The organism is Acinetobacter sp. ABJ_C1_1 (assembly GCF_044684115.1).
Classification (GTDB): Bacteria; Pseudomonadota; Gammaproteobacteria; order Pseudomonadales; family Moraxellaceae; genus Acinetobacter; species Acinetobacter nosocomialis_A.
The window spans coordinates 1-17,710 of the sequence record NZ_JBITPU010000003.1 but is presented as its reverse complement, the minus strand read 5'-3'; the positions used below and the strand labels follow the sequence as shown (position 1 = coordinate 17,710).

At 36.1% G+C, this 17,710-nt stretch carries 15 protein-coding genes; 7 read left to right on the top strand and 8 right to left on the bottom strand.

Annotated elements, in window-relative coordinates; genetic code table 11:
- Positions 1-34 precede the first annotated feature (34 nt).
- The 3 genes from adeR (at position 35) to ACG59Z_RS05830 (ending at position 2,524) form a co-directional block, all read left to right on the top strand.
- Positions 35-766, top strand: coding sequence for an efflux system response regulator transcription factor AdeR (adeR, locus tag ACG59Z_RS05840; RefSeq protein ID WP_400198353.1), 732 nt, complete (start codon positions 35-37; stop codon positions 764-766).
- A complete protein-coding gene (adeS, locus tag ACG59Z_RS05835) occupies positions 756-1,841 on the top strand; it encodes a two-component sensor histidine kinase AdeS (RefSeq protein ID WP_400198351.1) in 1,086 nt (361 codons plus the stop codon). The genes adeR and adeS overlap by 11 nt, the downstream gene beginning before the upstream one ends.
- Before the next feature lie 95 nt (positions 1,842-1,936).
- Entirely contained in the window at positions 1,937-2,524 is a 588-nt protein-coding gene (locus ACG59Z_RS05830) for a uracil-DNA glycosylase family protein (protein ID WP_311071061.1), read from the top strand.
- Between the two features lie 9 nt (positions 2,525-2,533).
- Here the strand turns inward: ACG59Z_RS05830 and ACG59Z_RS05825 are convergent, their stop codons facing one another.
- Complete coding sequence (locus ACG59Z_RS05825) at positions 2,534-4,093, bottom strand: phospholipase D family protein (protein WP_400198349.1); 1,560 nt, start codon at positions 4,091-4,093, stop codon at positions 2,534-2,536.
- Between the two features lie 434 nt (positions 4,094-4,527).
- Between ACG59Z_RS05825 and ACG59Z_RS05820 the strand changes: the two genes are divergently transcribed.
- Both ACG59Z_RS05820 and ACG59Z_RS05815 read left to right on the top strand, forming a co-directional pair.
- Positions 4,528-4,995 carry a hypothetical protein gene (locus ACG59Z_RS05820; RefSeq protein ID WP_400198347.1) on the top strand — a complete coding sequence of 156 codons (468 nt, stop codon included), beginning with the start codon at positions 4,528-4,530 and terminating at the stop codon, positions 4,993-4,995.
- Positions 4,996-5,782: 787 nt separating this feature from the next.
- Entirely contained in the window at positions 5,783-6,148 is a 366-nt protein-coding gene (locus tag ACG59Z_RS05815; RefSeq protein WP_400198345.1) for a hypothetical protein, read from the top strand.
- Between the two features lie 92 nt (positions 6,149-6,240).
- Here the strand turns inward: ACG59Z_RS05815 and ACG59Z_RS05810 are convergent, their stop codons facing one another.
- Positions 6,241-7,401, bottom strand: coding sequence for a catalase family protein (locus ACG59Z_RS05810; RefSeq protein WP_400198343.1), 1,161 nt, complete (start codon positions 7,399-7,401; stop codon positions 6,241-6,243).
- A gap of 183 nt (positions 7,402-7,584) precedes the next feature.
- On the opposite strand from ACG59Z_RS05810, the gene ACG59Z_RS05805 reads away from it, so the two are divergent.
- Positions 7,585-9,456: a phage capsid protein gene (locus tag ACG59Z_RS05805; RefSeq protein ID WP_400198341.1), complete on the top strand. Its 1,872-nt coding sequence runs from the start codon at positions 7,585-7,587 to the stop codon at positions 9,454-9,456.
- Positions 9,457-9,684: 228 nt separating this feature from the next.
- Positions 9,685-10,794, top strand: coding sequence for an S-(hydroxymethyl)glutathione dehydrogenase/class III alcohol dehydrogenase (locus ACG59Z_RS05800; protein WP_400198340.1), 1,110 nt, complete (start codon positions 9,685-9,687; stop codon positions 10,792-10,794).
- Between the two features lie 60 nt (positions 10,795-10,854).
- On the opposite strand, the gene ACG59Z_RS05795 is transcribed toward ACG59Z_RS05800, so the two are convergent.
- From ACG59Z_RS05795 to ACG59Z_RS05770, 6 genes are all read right to left on the bottom strand, one after another.
- On the bottom strand, positions 10,855-11,829 hold the full coding sequence (locus ACG59Z_RS05795) for a DUF4882 family protein (RefSeq protein WP_400198339.1): 975 nt from the start codon (positions 11,827-11,829) through the stop codon (positions 10,855-10,857).
- 108 nt (positions 11,830-11,937) lie between these two features.
- Entirely contained in the window at positions 11,938-12,948 is a 1,011-nt protein-coding gene (locus ACG59Z_RS05790) for a fimbrial protein (protein WP_311087607.1), read from the bottom strand.
- Positions 12,945-15,503, bottom strand: a complete 2,559-nt coding sequence (locus ACG59Z_RS05785) for a fimbria/pilus outer membrane usher protein (protein ID WP_396464188.1) — start codon at positions 15,501-15,503, stop codon at positions 12,945-12,947. The genes ACG59Z_RS05790 and ACG59Z_RS05785 overlap by 4 nt, the downstream gene beginning before the upstream one ends.
- A 59-nt stretch (positions 15,504-15,562) precedes the next feature.
- Positions 15,563-16,297 carry a molecular chaperone gene (locus ACG59Z_RS05780; protein ID WP_263613740.1) on the bottom strand — a complete coding sequence of 245 codons (735 nt, stop codon included), beginning with the start codon at positions 16,295-16,297 and terminating at the stop codon, positions 15,563-15,565.
- A gap of 87 nt (positions 16,298-16,384) precedes the next feature.
- Positions 16,385-16,918, bottom strand: a complete 534-nt coding sequence (locus tag ACG59Z_RS05775) for a fimbrial protein (protein ID WP_004708758.1) — start codon at positions 16,916-16,918, stop codon at positions 16,385-16,387.
- A 463-nt stretch (positions 16,919-17,381) separates the two neighbouring features.
- A complete protein-coding gene (locus tag ACG59Z_RS05770) occupies positions 17,382-17,672 on the bottom strand; it encodes a hypothetical protein (protein ID WP_400198335.1) in 291 nt (96 codons plus the stop codon).
- Positions 17,673-17,710 lie beyond the last annotated feature (38 nt).

The following is a 17,710-nucleotide window of genomic DNA, read 5'->3' as shown; positions in this document are numbered from 1 at the left end:
ATCATAAATCAAATTTTTATCGCGTTTTATTGCTATGTTTGAGTCAACCTTTACGTTTAATTGTCAAGATAAGCTTATTCTTGTGGTGGAAGATGACTATGATATTGGCGATATTATCGAGCATTATTTAAAACGCGAAGGCATGCGTGTTGTGCGTGCCATGAATGGTAAACAGGCCATTGAAATACATGCAACTCAGCCTATTGATTTGGTCATACTTGATATAAAAATGCCCGAATTAAGTGGGTGGGAAGTTCTAAATAAAATTCGGCAAAAAGCAGCTACACCTGTAATTATGCTAACTGCTTTAGATCAAGAAATTGATAAAGTCATGGCTCTAAGAATTGGGGCAGATGACTTTGTCGTAAAACCATTTAATCCCAATGAAGTGGTTGCACGTGTACAAGCAGTACTACGACGTACTCAACAAAACCAGCAAATGTCTAACCGAAATCTGATTTATAAAAATATTGAGGTTAATACCGAAATTCATACTGCTTATATATATTTAGGCAACAAGCAACAAGTGCTTAATTTGACCCTGACTGAATACAAAATTTTGCTATTAATGCTACCTCATCCACATAAAGTTTTTACCCGTTCTGAACTGATGAATCATTGCTTACCAGATCGTGATGCGCTTGAGCGTACAGTTGATAGTCATGTCAGTAAGCTACGAAAGAAAATGGAAGAGCTAGGTTTAGAGAACATGCTAATTAATGTTCGTGGGGTAGGCTACCGTTTGGATAATCCGCATGAAAAATAAAACTGGTATTAGTAAACAACTGATTATTGCACTTAGCTTTACCAGTCTAATTGTTACGTTGAGTTCGCTCATATTAGGTTACGGTACCTATTATGTTGCGATCGAAGTTGGTCTTATTTCTCTTGAAAAATTAAAAGAGAGCGATGAGTTTTTCCACTATTTAGACGGCGTATGGTTATTCGCCGTGCTTTTGTTTGGTACGGCATTTTCAATTATTTTGGGTATCAAACTTGCTCAACGTTTTATTGTGCCGATTAATCTATTAGCAGATGCGGCAAAAAAAATTAGTCAGGGTGATTTATCTGCACGTGTGGACAGTCCTGTGCATCATACTTCCGAAATTGCTGAACTGATGCATAACTTTAATGATATGGCTCAAAAGCTTGAAACCTCTGTACAGAACGCTCATGTCTGGAATGCTGCCATTGCCCATGAGCTAAGAACACCTGTCACAATTTTACAAGGACGGCTACAAGGTATTATTGATGGTGTCTTTAAACCCGAGCCGGCTTTATTTAAAAATTTACTGAGTCAAGTTGAAGGATTATCGAACCTTGTAGAGGACTTACGTACTCTAAGTCTTTTTGAAAACCAGCAACTCAGACTTAATATTGAAACGATAAATTTTAATGAGACTGCCTATAAAGTCGTGCACATGTTTCAAGAAAAACTACAGACTGCTCAACTTAAAGTAACTTTCAATATTCAGGCGCCAGAAGTGAAGTGCGATCATAGACGAATAGAACAAGTTTTAATTGCTTTACTTGATAATGCCACGCGATATGCAAATCCGGGCAAGTTAAAAATTTCAACCCAATATCATCAACATGATTGGGTTTTAGAAATAGAAGATGAAGGGCCAGGTATTTCAGCTGAGTACCATAAAGAATTATTTAATCCTTTTTTTCGGCTTGAACAGTCAAGGAATAAAGAGCTAGGCGGAACTGGTTTAGGACTTTCAGTTGTACAAGCGCTGGTGATTGCACACAAAGGACAGGTTGATTACATCAATCAAAATTCACACAGCATTTTTAAAATTAGCATTCCTCAACAAGAGGAAAATGAAATAACTTAACGCTTTCGTTAACAGAATTTGCATTTCTTGACTCGTGATTAACCTAAAAATGCGTTAAGTTACTTATAAATTTTTGAAGTAAATACTGATTTTTTATGATAATTGAGATAGAAACCCATCCACTACAACCATTTTTACCTGAAAATGCCCGTTTATTAATGCTAGGGAGTTTTCCGCCGCCTCGTAATAAATGGAAGATGGACTTTTACTATCCAAATTTTCAAAATGACATGTGGAGAATTTTTGGCTTAATCTTCTTCCAAGATAAAACCTATTTTTTAAGTGAAAATCAGAAAACATTTAATGAAGAACGGATCCGAAATTTCTTAACTGAAACAGGTATTGCTATTTTCGATACGGCTTATCAAATCAAACGCCTCAAGGGTAATGCTTCCGATAAATTTCTGGAAATCGTGACTCCAACAGATTTAGCTGCTTTGCTTCAGCAAATTCCTTTATGTCAGACGATTATGACGACAGGCGACAAAGCCACTGATACCTTAATTTCGGTTTTACCTGAAAACACTGAAAAACCTTTAATTGGGACATCGACATCAACTTACTTTGCAGACCGTAATATTCATTTATATCGATTACCATCCTCTTCTAGAGCCTATCCATTAGCTCTTGAGAAAAAAGCAGAAGCCTATCAAAAATTCTTTAGTGAAATTGGATTCTTGTAATATTCAAAATTACATCATCCATTCAATGGGCAGGTAAGAAACAGCTTTAATCATTGTTCTCTGAAAGCGACTAGTTCCGGGATCTTTATCATATTCAATAACTTGCCCATTGGACTGATAATCTAGCCAAGTAATTTGCCCTTGGCTATTTAGTTTTAGTTGATAGGCTACTTGCGGCAAATGCCGATCTAACATGACCGAAATTTGGGTTTGTAACTGGCTAGATTCGATCACTAAGCCCACTTCGGTATTTAAGTAAGTAGAGCGGGGGTCAAAGTTAAAAGAACCAATAAATACTTTGCCGTCTACATCAAAAAATTTAGCATGCAAACTTGATTTATTTTTACCTTTTGCTGGTATAACGCTACCCGTTACAATCTCATACCAAGTTCTACGTCGCCGTTCTAACACAGGTTTAAACTCGTAAAGCTCAATGCCATTTTTAAGCATTTCTACGCGGTATTGGCTATAAAAAGCATGTACGATCGCAACATCATTCGCAGCAAAAGAGTTGGTTAAAGCACGAACTTTGATTCCTTCAACTCGCAGTTGCTTTAAATAATAAGTACCTTGTTGTGTCGGTACAAAATAAGCCGAAGCGAGTTCTAAATGCTGCTTAGGTTTACCCATAATAGACATGACTTGCCCATACAGCATTTCATGCTCAGTTGCAGTACCCAAAATCTTCTTGGGCGAGTCTGCTACAAAGTGTGCTTTAGACCACTGAATAGGGTTATGCTCTAAAAGCTCTTTTAAATAGCTCTGCGCATCATAAAGCTTATCTTCAGTGAGGCTATGGTCTTCATGGTGTAATTGTTCATAATGCTCTCTTAAAGCTTTTAAATGATGCTCAGCACAAGTTCCAATAATGTCAGTTGCATTTACACTTAAGGTACTTTCCCAAAAATCGGCAAATACAGCTTGGGCATGTCTTACGGCGTCTCCATAGAACAAAATATCCATATCTGTAAATTGAAACTTACTGCTTGCTTCAAAGTATTCACTACTAATATTTCTACCGCCTGTTACTGCAATCGAAGCATCTGCAATAATGAGCTTGTTATGCATGCGGTGATTTACTTTTTTGAACCGAAAAATATAGTCAAAAATGCGTAGATATCGAAACTTATAAGGATTAAATAATCTAATTTCAAAATTGGTATGCTGTGAGAGACTTCTTAATATGCCATCAAGTTTTATGCCGTTTTGATCATCAATTAACAGTCGAACTTTAATACCTCGATCTGCCGCCTTAAGCAATTCATGCAATATGAGGTTACCCACAAAATCATTGGTCCAAATGTAATATTGTAAATCTATCGTTTTCTTGGCATTTCTAATTAAATAGATACGTGAGGCGATACTCATAAATGCATCATCAAGGGCTACAAAGGCGGTAAGACCCTGACGCGTTTTTTCTTCTGCTGCATCATCATTCAACCAGTTATTTGTCTTTATCACTATATCTTTCTCATTAGGATCGTATCTATCTGTATAAGAAGGTAAATCAGTAAAACCCCAAGCACTTAAGGCCATATTACTATATTGCTGATATAGCTGATTGATCATGTAAGCATTTAATTTGCATCCAAGTTAGACCTATCAGAGCATTCTTATATTCAATTTATATGTCAAAAATCACAATAACTGTATGATTTTGTTGTATTCAAAAAAACCATAAAATTAAAATTTATATAAAACATTGTTTTAAATGATATTTTCAAACCATAATAACAGGTCTATTCAATGATCATTTTGACAATGTGAGCTGCATTTTACTGCAAGAAATTATTTCGATAATTTAGGAGTTTTAGCGATAAAATAGTGTCGTAATTCTCATTATTTTTATATGTTGTGCTTTAATAAATAATCGAGCTGCACAAATTCACATTACTTACAATTAGTTCAATAACAACTACATTAAAACACATGATTTCTATCATACTTCCTTAAAAAGCTGAGTAAGCAACCTCCCAAGAATAGGAAGGAAAAGGAGATAGGAAATGCCACAATATTTAATGATTGCTGAAAAGGTATATAAGAAAATTGAAGAACAAGATCTTTTCTCTGATAGTCCCACGGAACACCTGAATAACTTAATAGGCGTAATTCGTAAAGAAATTAAAGGTACTAAATTTAAGCTTAAATATAACTTTATCGACTTCGAAGAATGTCTGACAAAACCACTAGATGAATGCGCCGTTAAGATTGATATTAGTCTAATGCCTAGTCATAAAAATAAGGATGAATATATTTTATGGTTAGCAGGATTTATAGAAAGAATGACTACAGGTGGGGAGGCTCAACTTCCGCCTATTTCAAAATTTATTCCTCCAGATTTTAAATTTAATAGTGAGTTTGATAACTTTAAAAGTTCATCAGTGACAGCACAGACAAGTGATGATGGTGAACTCATCATCAACTACTTCAAATCAGAAGCTTTTATAAAAATGATAAAAGAAGAAAAATAATTTAAAGAATATAGAAGTGTTTCCACCACACTTCTATGTATCGCTGACAAAATTCAGCGACCGCCTTCTGGGGCGTTTTTTTTGATCTTAACAATCTATGTTGATATGGATCTATTCACATAAGTTTTCACTGTGAACATAACTTGCTTGTTCGCTATAAAAACAGATACAGAAATCAATGTTAGTTTTTAATTATCTTCACTCATGAAGGAGATATAGAAATTTTAAAATACATTCTTTTTCCATTGAACCCGAGCTTTTCTCGTATTTTTCAAATAAAGATAGGGTAAAAGGCTCTCTTGTAGACAGTTTAGTCTAGATGTATTCTGAACCTATAAAGAACTTTCATATGTGTTGGTTTTTTAAAAGGAGGTGTCTATGCTCCATAATTTTAGACAGTTTTTCTGTATGCACATCTGGGAATACGACTTTGATATTTCACATGATGAAGTAAGAGAGTGCAGGAAATGTGGGAAAATTCATAAGATGAAGAATTCCCATAAAATGACTTAAGATTAAAATATTATACTTTTAATCATATTAAGTAAATAAAAGATAAGCTCAATAATTAAAAAATATTGAGCTTATTTATGATTCATATAAAACCTATTAATTTACTTGGAATATAAATTAAAGTAGATCACAATTTAAAATAATAAATGGTTTCAACTTACATAATTTTGTATTAAATTTAAAAATAAATAACATTTTAATAAAAACTAAAAACTTATTTTTATAACTTTGATTTTATACTCATATTTTATAAGAAATTAATAAGGAGATAGAAATGCCAAAATACTTACTATTAGCAGAAAAAATTTCTAAAAATATTAAACAAGATCACACGAACAATCATCTGAAAAACTTAAATAATTTAATTATAGAAATAAAAAAAGCTATTACGGGTACTGAGTTGAAGTTTTTATATAATTTTTTTGATTTCGGAGGTGCTCTTCTTAACTTTCAAGAGGAACTACCTTTTAAGTTTGATATTAGTTTGCTTCCCAACTATAAAAGCGAAGAAGATTTTATTTTATGGTTAGCAGATTTCATTGATCGAATCACTATCGATACAAGTAAAGGAGATTACACAATAAAAAAGAGGTTAGCCATTCCCAGCTCTATTGTTGAAAGATTGATATGTAGACCTTAACCATATAGCTATTTCTAATAAATAAAAATATAAAAAGAACTGCCTTACTTATCGGCAGTTCTTTTTATATTTAAGTGATGACTACTTGATTTCTAAGGTTCTTGTCGAGGTGCAGAGTTCATGTCATGTCTGACTTTACTTATATTTTCATAAATAACTTTACGCATTCTATTTATTGCACCTAAAGGTTTATGTTCAGGTAAAGCATGCCAAGGCGTAAAGGAAAGATTTTCACAAAATTGATTTTGTTCAGGCGTATCAAAGTTTTGCTTTGGAATACGAATAGTCGCAACTTGATAAAAAGGTGCTTCTTTTTCTTTCCATTCTGTCATTGCATCTTCAACTTGCATTTGAGTTGAAGTTCTTGGTTGTATTAAAAATTCCATACAAACCTCTTGCTTCTGCAAGCTATCTTTTAAAGCCTCTCTTAAAAAATTATGGTTTGGATGATCAGGTAGAGCTGTAGACACCGCTGAGCAATTTCTTACAGAGTACTTAACAGCTTGACGGTCACTACCCAAACCGAGTTGATAGGGCACCATAGACCAGTAACGTGCATATAAAGGATTAGAAATTTTAGAATTACGCGCTCCTAAGGTATTCATTGTTCCTTTAATCCCTAAAGCAAACGGGATATGAAGCTTTCTAAAATTACTTTCACTATTAATATCATGCATAAAAGAAAGATATCTTTGCCCATCATTCACAAAAAAGACTGGGTGATTGATCATAATAAAATCTTGAGTTGTGGCGTCTTTTTCACTTTCTAAAATTTTCTCGCCGGGTACACCTAAAACTTTTATAGCCATGCCGCGGGCATCTTTTTCAATATCCGCTTGAGAAGCATCCTTGGAAGCATTCGAAAAGCGAATCCATGCCTGATAGCTTTTATCGGGAACAAATACACCTTTTGCGAGTTGAGTTGGAATATTTTTAAGTACATGAAACTCGGCACGAACACAGCCATGTGCTTTCGGATGTGCATCTCTTAAGGCTTTGCCGGGTGAGTATTCTTCTCGGATAGATTCTTCAATAACTGTCGATATTTGTTGTGCTGTCAGCTTTTCATTTGGCTGAAGTTTTTCACCCAAATATGTGTCTGGCTCTGGGTAAGATTTTGCAATACTAGAAGAAATAACAGTAGGTTTAGTATTCTTATAAAATGCGTTATCGCTGCAACCACTTAATAATGATAGCGCTGGAGTAAAAATAAGTAATACTCTAAAGTGCCTTAACTGAGAAAAATTTGGCATTCATTGCTCCTTATTGCAAAGTCCACTTTAGAATTAAAATAATGTGTTATTTTCATATTATTTTAAAGACAATAAGAATTATCTACTGTTAATAGATTAAACTCAATTGTTACTTATCTGAACAATATAAATAAAATTATTATTTAATATAAAGCTTCTTAAAACCATTAAGAGCAATATGACATGATAAATAATTCAGAAAATGTACAAAATAATTCTACTGTTTCACCTTATCCCATTACTCAAAATATACTTATTGATCGATTCAGCCCAAGCTATTGGAGAATAGATGGCCCACAAAGCATGTCTTTTGCCATTACCAATTATGGCAATGGTTTTGAAGCATCTTTCCGCTCACGTATGACTACAGACTTAGCTGGTATTAGTTGGGACTCTTACGACTCTAAAGATCATAAATTGCTAGCTTATGAAACCAAGTATAGCTATTCGGGTGTGGTTTGGGACTTTGACATAGAGCTGTCACCCTCTATGCCTGTTTTAAATAATGAGTCATTAACCCCAACTTTAACGGTTTACTATAACGATAATGGGGTAGATAAAATTGCGTATATTGTCTTATTCAACTACGCGAATACTCCATCTTCAAGATCTGCTCATATTCATATTAACTGGGATACAGTCAAAGCAGGTTTTTCGGCCACAGATAGCTTTCCGGTTACCAATATTCAGCGAATTTCATTTTCAGCGTTTACAAGTAGCTATAACGCACACTCATCATTGCCTTTAAATCAGGCGGAAGATGGTTATATTCGAATTACCAACTCAGTCGTCACAGGTGCAAATGCCCAGTTAAATCTAAGCCGAGTAGTTGTACCTCAGCATAATTATGGTTTATGTACCAGCTATGACGACCATTACGATCTGAATCCACAACGAATCGTCGATAACATGGCTGCTTTGGGATATCACGGTTTTATTAACCATTATTGTGGTATGTCGCACTATCCTGAAATGATCTGGAGAAGTGATATTAATAGATTTCAGATTCCAGATACCTTAGTGACCGGACAAGATGTTGTTAACCCATGTACCCGTAAATGGCATGAGAAATATGCCCAAGCTCTGCATAATGCAAATATGCAACCCGTTTTTGGGGTAAGTTTTGAAATGTATTCGCTAGGCGCAAATGAGTTTTGGGCACAGCGCGACTGGAATAGTAATTTGGGTAAAACAGGATACCAGCCTCCAAGTTATTTCTTCAGTTTAAGCGATCAAAATGCTTTGGCATATTTACATAAAGTTTTTATTGAGTTTGCAGATACCATGGTGACGGGTGGATGTGATGTCAACATGCAAATTGGTGAGCCTTGGTGGTGGTATAACACCGATACAAACTTACCATGTGTCTATGACTATCCAACTAAGTTAGCTTTTAATGCAGATACAGGCTTATATGCGCCAGACTTAGGAACAATCTATGAGGCGATGAATAAAACAGGAACGCCGTATGATGAATTTAAAACATGGTTAAGAAATAAGTTAGGGCAGACCTGCCAAGATATCCGAACAGCGATTAAAGCAAAATATTCAAATGCTCAAGTGTGTCCATTAATTTTTTTCCCATCTATTCGCTCCCCAATACAAACCCTAGCAACTTATATCAACTATCCAAGTGAGCATTATTCATACCCTCATTTTGATTACATTATGGCTGAAGCCTATGATTGGCTTTTAGAGGCTAAATTAGATTTAGCCCATCAGGCTGTTTCTCAAATACCAACTCAAGATTTAGGCTATCCTGCCAATAAAGTTGCTTATTTATCGGGGTTTGTACCAGATGCATCTATTGCTTATATCTATGGGTTTGATAAAAACAAGCCTTATCGAACACCAATCTGGCAACGGATTTTTGGTGATATGAAAAACAACATATCGCTTGGTCTAATGAAGCAATTTATCTGGGCATACCCGCAAGTGATGTTTGATTCGATTACAATCGATACTACTCAAGCTCCAGACGGCTTCTTTGTTGAAAATACGCTCTATACACCTATTAGCGATAACACACCATATCCACCGGATATTTACCTATAAGTAAATATAAAGTGTTTAATATAAATGATTTGATCAGAGAAGCTTCTTAACATAAGAGGCTTCTTCTTTTTGAAACACGGGCTTGCTTAGACGTATCTGACTGGCTATGCTGTAATGGATTGCGATGAAAGCCAATTTTAATTTAAGCAAAATTAAGCTCTTGTATTAGCGTTACATTATCTATTTTGTTCGAATATAAATACCAAATGATATAAAGGAAACCCAAAGATGAAATCTCGTGCAGCTGTCGCCTTTGCCCCAGGAAAACCTTTAGAAATTGTTGAAATTGATGTTGCACCACCCAAAGCGGGAGAGGTTTTAATCAAGATTACGCATACTGGTGTATGCCATACCGATGCTTTTACACTGTCTGGTGATGATCCTGAAGGTGTTTTCCCAGCAATTTTAGGTCATGAAGGTGCAGGGGTGGTTGTTGAAGTCGGTGAAGGTGTAACGAGCGTTCAACCGGGTGATCATGTTATTCCGCTTTATACAGCAGAATGTAAAGAATGCTTATTCTGTAAATCTGGAAAAACTAACCTGTGTGTTGCTGTACGTGCCACTCAAGGTAAAGGCGTTATGCCGGATGGCACCACACGTTTTTCATATAATGGTGAGCCGATTTACCACTATATGGGTTGTTCAACCTTTAGTGAATATACGGTAGTAGCCGAAGTATCTTTAGCTAAGATCAATCCTGAGGCAAATCACGAGCAAGTATGCTTGCTGGGCTGTGGTGTGACGACTGGTATTGGCGCCGTGCATAACACAGCGAAAGTACAAGAAGGTGATTCGGTTGCGGTATTTGGCTTAGGTGGTATTGGTTTAGCTGTTGTACAAGGTGCACGTCAGGCAAAAGCAGGGCGTATTATTGTAATTGACACAAACCCAGATAAATTTGAACTTGCTAAACAGTTTGGTGCTACAGATTTCTTAAATCCAAAAGATTATGACCAACCGATTCAACAAGTCATTGTAGAAATGACAGGTTGGGGAGTAGATCACTCATTTGAATGTATTGGTAACGTCAATGTTATGCGCTCGGCTCTAGAGTGTGCACATCGTGGTTGGGGACAATCTGTCATTATTGGTGTAGCGGGTGCAGGCCAAGAAATTTCAACTCGTCCATTCCAGCTAGTGACAGGCCGTAAATGGTTAGGTACAGCATTTGGTGGTGTGAAAGGCCGCTCACAACTTCCTAAAATGGTTGAAGATGCTATGAAAGGTGAAATTCAACTTGAGCCGTTTGTAACACATACTATGCCTCTACAAGACATTAATACCGCTTTTGATTTAATGCACGAAGGTAAATCAATCCGTACAGTCATTCATTTCTAAATGAAATAAAAAAGGGCTGTTGTGATTCAGCCCTTTTTTTACGCTTCATAGTTTTATATTTCAAATAGCATTACCGCACATGTCAGTTGTACCCTGAGGGTAGTTGAACTGTAGGGCATTACGGTCAGTAATGAGTTCGTTAGACAACTCTTGTCCAAATAATTGATTAGAATATATTCCTATACTACTTGAGACAGAAAAACGTATATTCTCAAGTGGAGCAGGCAAAGTAGATTGATACCCCTGATCAACACCATTTATAATAAACCCAACCTGCTTAGTGTTCTGATTAATATATATACCTAATCTTTGGTATCCATTTGAATTGTTTGTCATGTTTTGCCCCTTATAGTATGGATTGTCAGGGCCGCTGTCATCACTAAGTCGGTAGGCTAAATAATAGTGTAATCTAGCTGGATTCTCACCGAAATCTGGATCATAACTCCCCATATTAAACCAATAATTAGATCTAACTGTATAACCATTATTTGTTATCCCACTAAATCCGATGCCAGAGTGGTAATAACTAGAATTTCCAAGTGATGAGTTTCCAAGAGCTGATACTGGAATCTTATGCTCCATTTCAAATGCAATAATACCTGTATGGGGTATAGTTAAATCTCCAATCTCATTAGTCGAATTAAGATTAGCTTTACTTGTAGCTACATAATCTAAATCGCCATACTCACTTTCTAATCTAGGCTCCACTTTAAAACCAAACTTTTGCCCACTTATTATTGGAAATATTTTCATAGACCAATAGTCAGAGTGTTCACTATTCCATAAATCATAATCTTCTTGAGTCGCATCAAAATTATATTTACAGACTGGGGCTGAAGAATTAAAGGAGGTAGTTTGAGCCAAAAGCATTTGAGGTGCCAATTTTTCATTCTTTGTAGTTGATGAAATGCTTTTAGATGCAACTTTTTGGTTAGATTCATTACGCGGTGTTGTATTGGTATTATCAGAAGATACCTCATACATGGCCCAGCATAATGTAATTGCACTAACCGCAACGATACCTATTTTTTTCATAGATGTTCCTATAAAGTTAAGTATTAAGTTCTTAGAAAGTATTGATAAAAAGTTATTATTAGTTTTTAAATATTTGATATTTTTGAGTTTCTAAACTATTGAATATGATTAATCATATTCAATAGTTACAGTTGCCATAGCACGAACTTTACCAGGTGTAACATTCGTTGCTGTTTGATAGTAGCGGGCAGTCATCGGTACGTTATATTGAAGTGTCTGATTAGAAGACAATGTACCTAAAGCGAGCTTATCTCCTTTTTTGATGACTTGATTTTTATTTTGATAATTCCAAAGTAACTGAACGCCTACACCGTTTGCTTTTTCAGAAGCTGCAGCTGTATTCGCTAAAACCTGATTGTTTGTACCATCTTGAGTAAAGTCATAGGTCAAACTAATAAGGTTTTTCTCTTCATAGCCGGTAGGGTTAATACCACCATTACAGAGAATATTCATATCAAAGGTTTGTTCACCTTGAGTTGAACCCACACCTTTAAAACCAGCTTTGGTAACTGTAGGAAGCTGTACAACCTTGTTAATGTTACCTTGTATTTCACATGAAGAAGATGCAATCGTAATCGCATTGGCATTAACAGTACTTGTTAAGAAAGGTTTATCTGGAAAGCCACGGACATAATAGCTACTGTATCTACCAGGTACTAAAGTCCCAGAACCTGTTTGTGATGCAATTTTAATGATTTCCACCACAAAATAACCCGACGCTAAAAAACGTCTACCAGAGATTCCACCACGTTGATAAGGGTAATAACCAGAAAAGTTCGCATTATTTTCTGCTTCACGGTACAGGCGAATACCAATACCAGGAATATTGGTGGTATAGATGCTATTGCCTAAAGAGCTTAATGGATAAGCTTGCGTTAATTCAGCAATTACTGAATCCGTATAGTCACAATACCAAGCTTCTGTACCGTTACTACTAATAGGAAAAGTCGCTTTTCTTAAAACTGCACCGACTGGGTCGCTAGGGCGCACAACGACACGACCCACCGCCATAAGAACATCATTGGGCTTATAGTTAACTATCGTACAGGCTGCATTAGCTTCACCATACACACCAAAGCCAGCAGTAAATAGAGCACCCGTTAATAATATTCTTTTCATTTGCAGACAGCCTCCGTCATTACCACGCTTTGTTGCTTATTTTGTAGCTGGTTACTTACATTGTACTCAACCGAACAACGCTCATTGCTTTCATCACCCCATTTTACATAGAGGCGATCTTGAGCTTGCGGGGTACGTAAGTAAATCATACTACCTTGTGCAACAATACCTACAGCTTCGTCTTTTTGGTTAAAGACTTGTGCAGCAAACGGTAGACTGTTGCCATCTACAGTTTTACTTTTAATATAAACCGCATAACCAGTTTTGGTTGCAAAGTCTACTTTAGCAATTGCGCCAGCAAATGGAGCAATACGTTGACTCGTTTCTTCAAGTTCTACTTTGCTAGACATTTCTTGAGGGTCAAGCGTAATGTCATTAAGACGGTATGGAGTAACATAAGGAACTACCGCATAACCTGCTTTATTTACACTTAGACCAACCGTATTATTTACTTTTGCTCCAGCTGCATCAGGTGCGTGTACAAGTACCATTGTTTGACCTTGTTCAGGGCCAAATAACACACCTTCTGAGTGAGCAACAATACTACCGCTTAAGCTCACCATTGCTTGCTGATAAGAGTCAGCTACGCTATAAGAACCACCAACAGTTGTATAGTTAGTACGATAACGACCATTTACGTTAAACGATGGGTTTGTATAGTCTTGATGCGACATAGAAGCACCGTAACTAAAGCGATCACCCACCATACCACTCGCACCCACTGTACGACTATCTTCAGATGCAGTAATGTTGACATTGACTGAGTTCTTCTTGAAGTTCATTGGGAAAGACAATGTCATTAAGTACTGAGTATCACGTGATTGAGTGTTTGAACCATATTCAACTTGACGGTTAATCGCAGACAAGCCATAAGTTAAACCATGGTAATTGTTGCTATAACCAATTTGATACTGTTTAGTCGTTTCGCTACGGTTCCAATAATCAACCCATGAACCTACCATATAAAAGTTACCCCAACCCTCAGGAAGGCCTTGGTTTAAGGTAATTTGGAATTCACTACGTTGGCGACCAGCAGAATAGGTATTTATGCCTTTGTCTTCTAAATCACGAATAAGAAGAGCATCACGTAATTTATAGAAGTTTTCAGTTGAGTAGCGATAAGCAGCAAGTGTTAAGTTCGTATTGGTTGGAGTAATTAACTTACTATAACTTAAACGGAAACTTTGCCCTGACTGGGAAGCTTGCTTTTCAAAGTCAGCTTCAGAGTGGGTAACGTCAAATGCAATTGCACCAATAGGTGTTGCAAAAGCGGCACCTAGCAATAAAGCTGTATAATTTTCAGAAGCCTGAATTCCGGTATAACCTGTTAAATAGTTGTTAATACCTTGTTGATATTTACCCTGAACCACCCACGGATTAAGATCAATATCACGGTCACGGAATTGACCTACAGTTAAAGAATAACGGTTCATACCAGGACGTAACATCTGTACAACAGATGCATAAGGCACGGCAAATTTTTGTACTTCACCATTTGCTTCAATAACAGTAACTTCAATCTCACCACCAAAACCAGTAGGGTATAGGTCATTAATTTCAAAGTTACCTGGTGCTACTGTTGTTTGATAAATAAGTTGACCTTGCTGGCGAACTTCAATTTTTGCATTGGTTTTAGCATTACCACGAATACGTGGAGCATAGCCAAGCATACTATTCGGTAACATTCGATCATCACTTGAGAAATCGATACCGCGATAGCCATAAGAATCAAATACTTCGCCGTTTGTAAAGCTATCCCCAAGTGTTAACACACCACGATATTTCGGGAATGCTCGCTGTAGGTAAGTACTTGTTTCTTCGTAACTTGATTTAGACTGATTTTCAGTAGGGGTATCTTGCCACTGCCACTGACCGTTATGACGTAATTGCCAGCCACCTAAATTTAGTCCGGCAGTGATTCCCATAAATGCATTTGACGTTTCACTTCGATCATTAGAATGAGTAAACGTCTTATAAGCACTACCACTATAAGATAAAAAGCCTGCATTAATACCACGATCCCATACACTTGGATCGACATAACCTTGCGCATTTTTTTGTAATGCGACTTGAGGAATTGAGATATCTACACGTAAGCGAGAGTTATCAAACTCATAAAATGCGTTTTCTACCCATTCTTCAATTTTGTAGCAAGTATTATTTTCTTTTTGAAGGGGAGCATGCTTAGTCAAAATCTCTTGTTTTACGCCGTATTCAAGAAGATTCATTCCCGTAAAGCAAGTCACCGCATTTTGCGTTGGATCTACAGCTTTAAAGACCATACGGCGTTTACCAAACCATTGACCATTTACATATACGTCAACGTTGTATTCGCCAGGTAAAACAGGGTTGCCATATTTAAAGCGAGAAATATCAACTTTTTTTGCATCGCCAATTAAAAAAGCAGAATCAAACTCAGCTTCCACAGGAGCACTCGCAGCTGTTTCTTCAGCGTGCACGAATACAGGCATTGTCATTGTAACAACACCAGAAGCCAAGTAATAACAAATATGGCGTTTTAATAATTTATAAGATTCTTGCCGTTTTTTTGGCATAGCTAAGTCCGCCTACTCACATAATAGGTGCTTAAAATTTATTAAAAATATAAATCTGATTATTGAAGTTTTATTGAGTGTTCGACTCGACCACCGTAGTCATTCACATTAATAAAACTCATATCCTGAAGATTGCCGTTCTTAAGCTGAACAGATGCATCAGAAAAAGGCTTAACCATGAGCCCTTCAGGTAATAAATCAACTTTTTTATCGCCCACTTTCTGAAAAACAGAAGTCATCGTGATATGAAAAGGTGTTGGATTTTTTACCGTTAAGTTTTGACCAGATTTAACCCATTGAAGCTTATCTGCTGCTAAGTTCGCGTCATCTTTAATCGAAGCTGGACGATAGAAGAATTTAATACGTGAGCGAATGGCTAATTGCAGAAAATTATCAGGTGTCGTATCTGAACTTTTTGAAGTTGGTCTTGGAGGAATATCCAAAACGTTTAACCACAAAACAGTTTCTTGCTTCTGATTTAACTGAGAAGCAGTGGGTAAAGCAGTGATACGGAAAGTCTGACTTTTTGTTGCTTCAACACGAGAAATTGGAGGAGCAATCATAAAAGGAACTTTTGATTGATCCGGAGTACTTTTTGGGTCGCCTTCATCAATCCAAGCTTGGACAAGAGCTGGTTTTGAACCGTTATTGCTAACTTGTAGCGTAACTTCGCGAGCATCCGAAGGATAAATCACACGAGTGCCATGAATTACAATTTCTGCATGAGAGGCAGGTGCGGCTACCGCTGAAGCAAATGCCAAACCTAACAAAAAATTATAACTGTTCAATTTCATTTCAGGAGTCTCAACCAAGGAAGTTCGGGAAAGCGTTACACAAAAATAGGGTCTCTATACGAATATAGAAACCCTACCATCCATCAATTATTGATAGATAATTGTGTATTGAACAGAAGTGTTCACTTTGCCAGCAGTAGAAGCGCCAGTTGCATAGTATTCAGCATAGTAGTTAAGGTCTGCACTACCAGCTGCTGCAACGTCAACCCATTGAGAGTTTGCTTGAGCGCCATTTGCACCAGCAGCAAGAACTGGAATTACTTGGTTGTTGCTACCTAAAAGTTGAACGTTAACGTTTTTAGCACCAGTAGCGTCTTGGTTAAGTAAACGACCAGTATTGAAGTCAACTGTTGCACCTGGTTCGAAGTAAGTCGCAACTTTACCTTCTGAACAGTTAGCTAATTTGATTTGGAAAGGAGTACGGCCAGCAACGTTACCAGCTGCAGCTAAAGTTTGTTTAGAAACAGTTGGAAGAGTAACTGTGAAGTCTTTACCAGCAGGTGTAACGATGTCACAAGTTTTGTCTGTTACTAAACCATTAATTGTAATTGTACCATCAGCAGCTTGAGCGTTCGCAATCCCTACAACTGAAAGAGCAGCGATCAAAGCAAGTTTTTTCATAGTGTTTTCTCAAAAGTCTGGATAAAAGTTTAATCTGTTACTTTTCCAGAAGTTGGCATCTTGAAAAGTAATGCGGCGATACTAACACTTTTTAAACAAAATGCAAACTTCATCACACTATTTTTCCATAATAAGAAAAATTTTTAATCATTTGATTTACAACAATGAATACTATTTTTAATATAAATTACTGTTTTTAATATAAAAATTAAATAATAGCTGGCTATAAAAACAACTGTAAAAGAAGCAATACAATTAAGGGAAATTATTTTAAGGAAAATTTAATGAAGTGATTATATAGAACTATTTATCTTTGTGTTTAAAAAAACGTGAATAATTTAACATTTTTTAGAGAAAAGAGCGAATTTTTAATTTTGGCTAGATTGCCATATGAAAATCGGAAATTCGCTCTTGAGCTATACCTATCTATTAAAGATAAATAAGACTTAGTTGATGTGAGCTATCAATGATAGTTAACGAGAACAACCTTTTTATTAGCACTTATGGTTTCGATAATCGTATCCATTTTTTCAGTATGTCTTGCTAAGTTGAAAACATTATCTTTGCTTAAATATTGAGTATCAATAGTCGTATTCAGAGTATTGATTTGAGCACACTCTTTTTCAACATTTATTGTAGAACAAGTATCTTCAACAATATTTCCTTTAATCATTATTGTGTTATTCGCATAACAAAATAGTGGGGAAGTGGAAAGTACCGCTAAAACTACAATTTTAAATATATTATTTTTCATTTTATATATACCTATTTATTAAATAGTTAATATAAGAG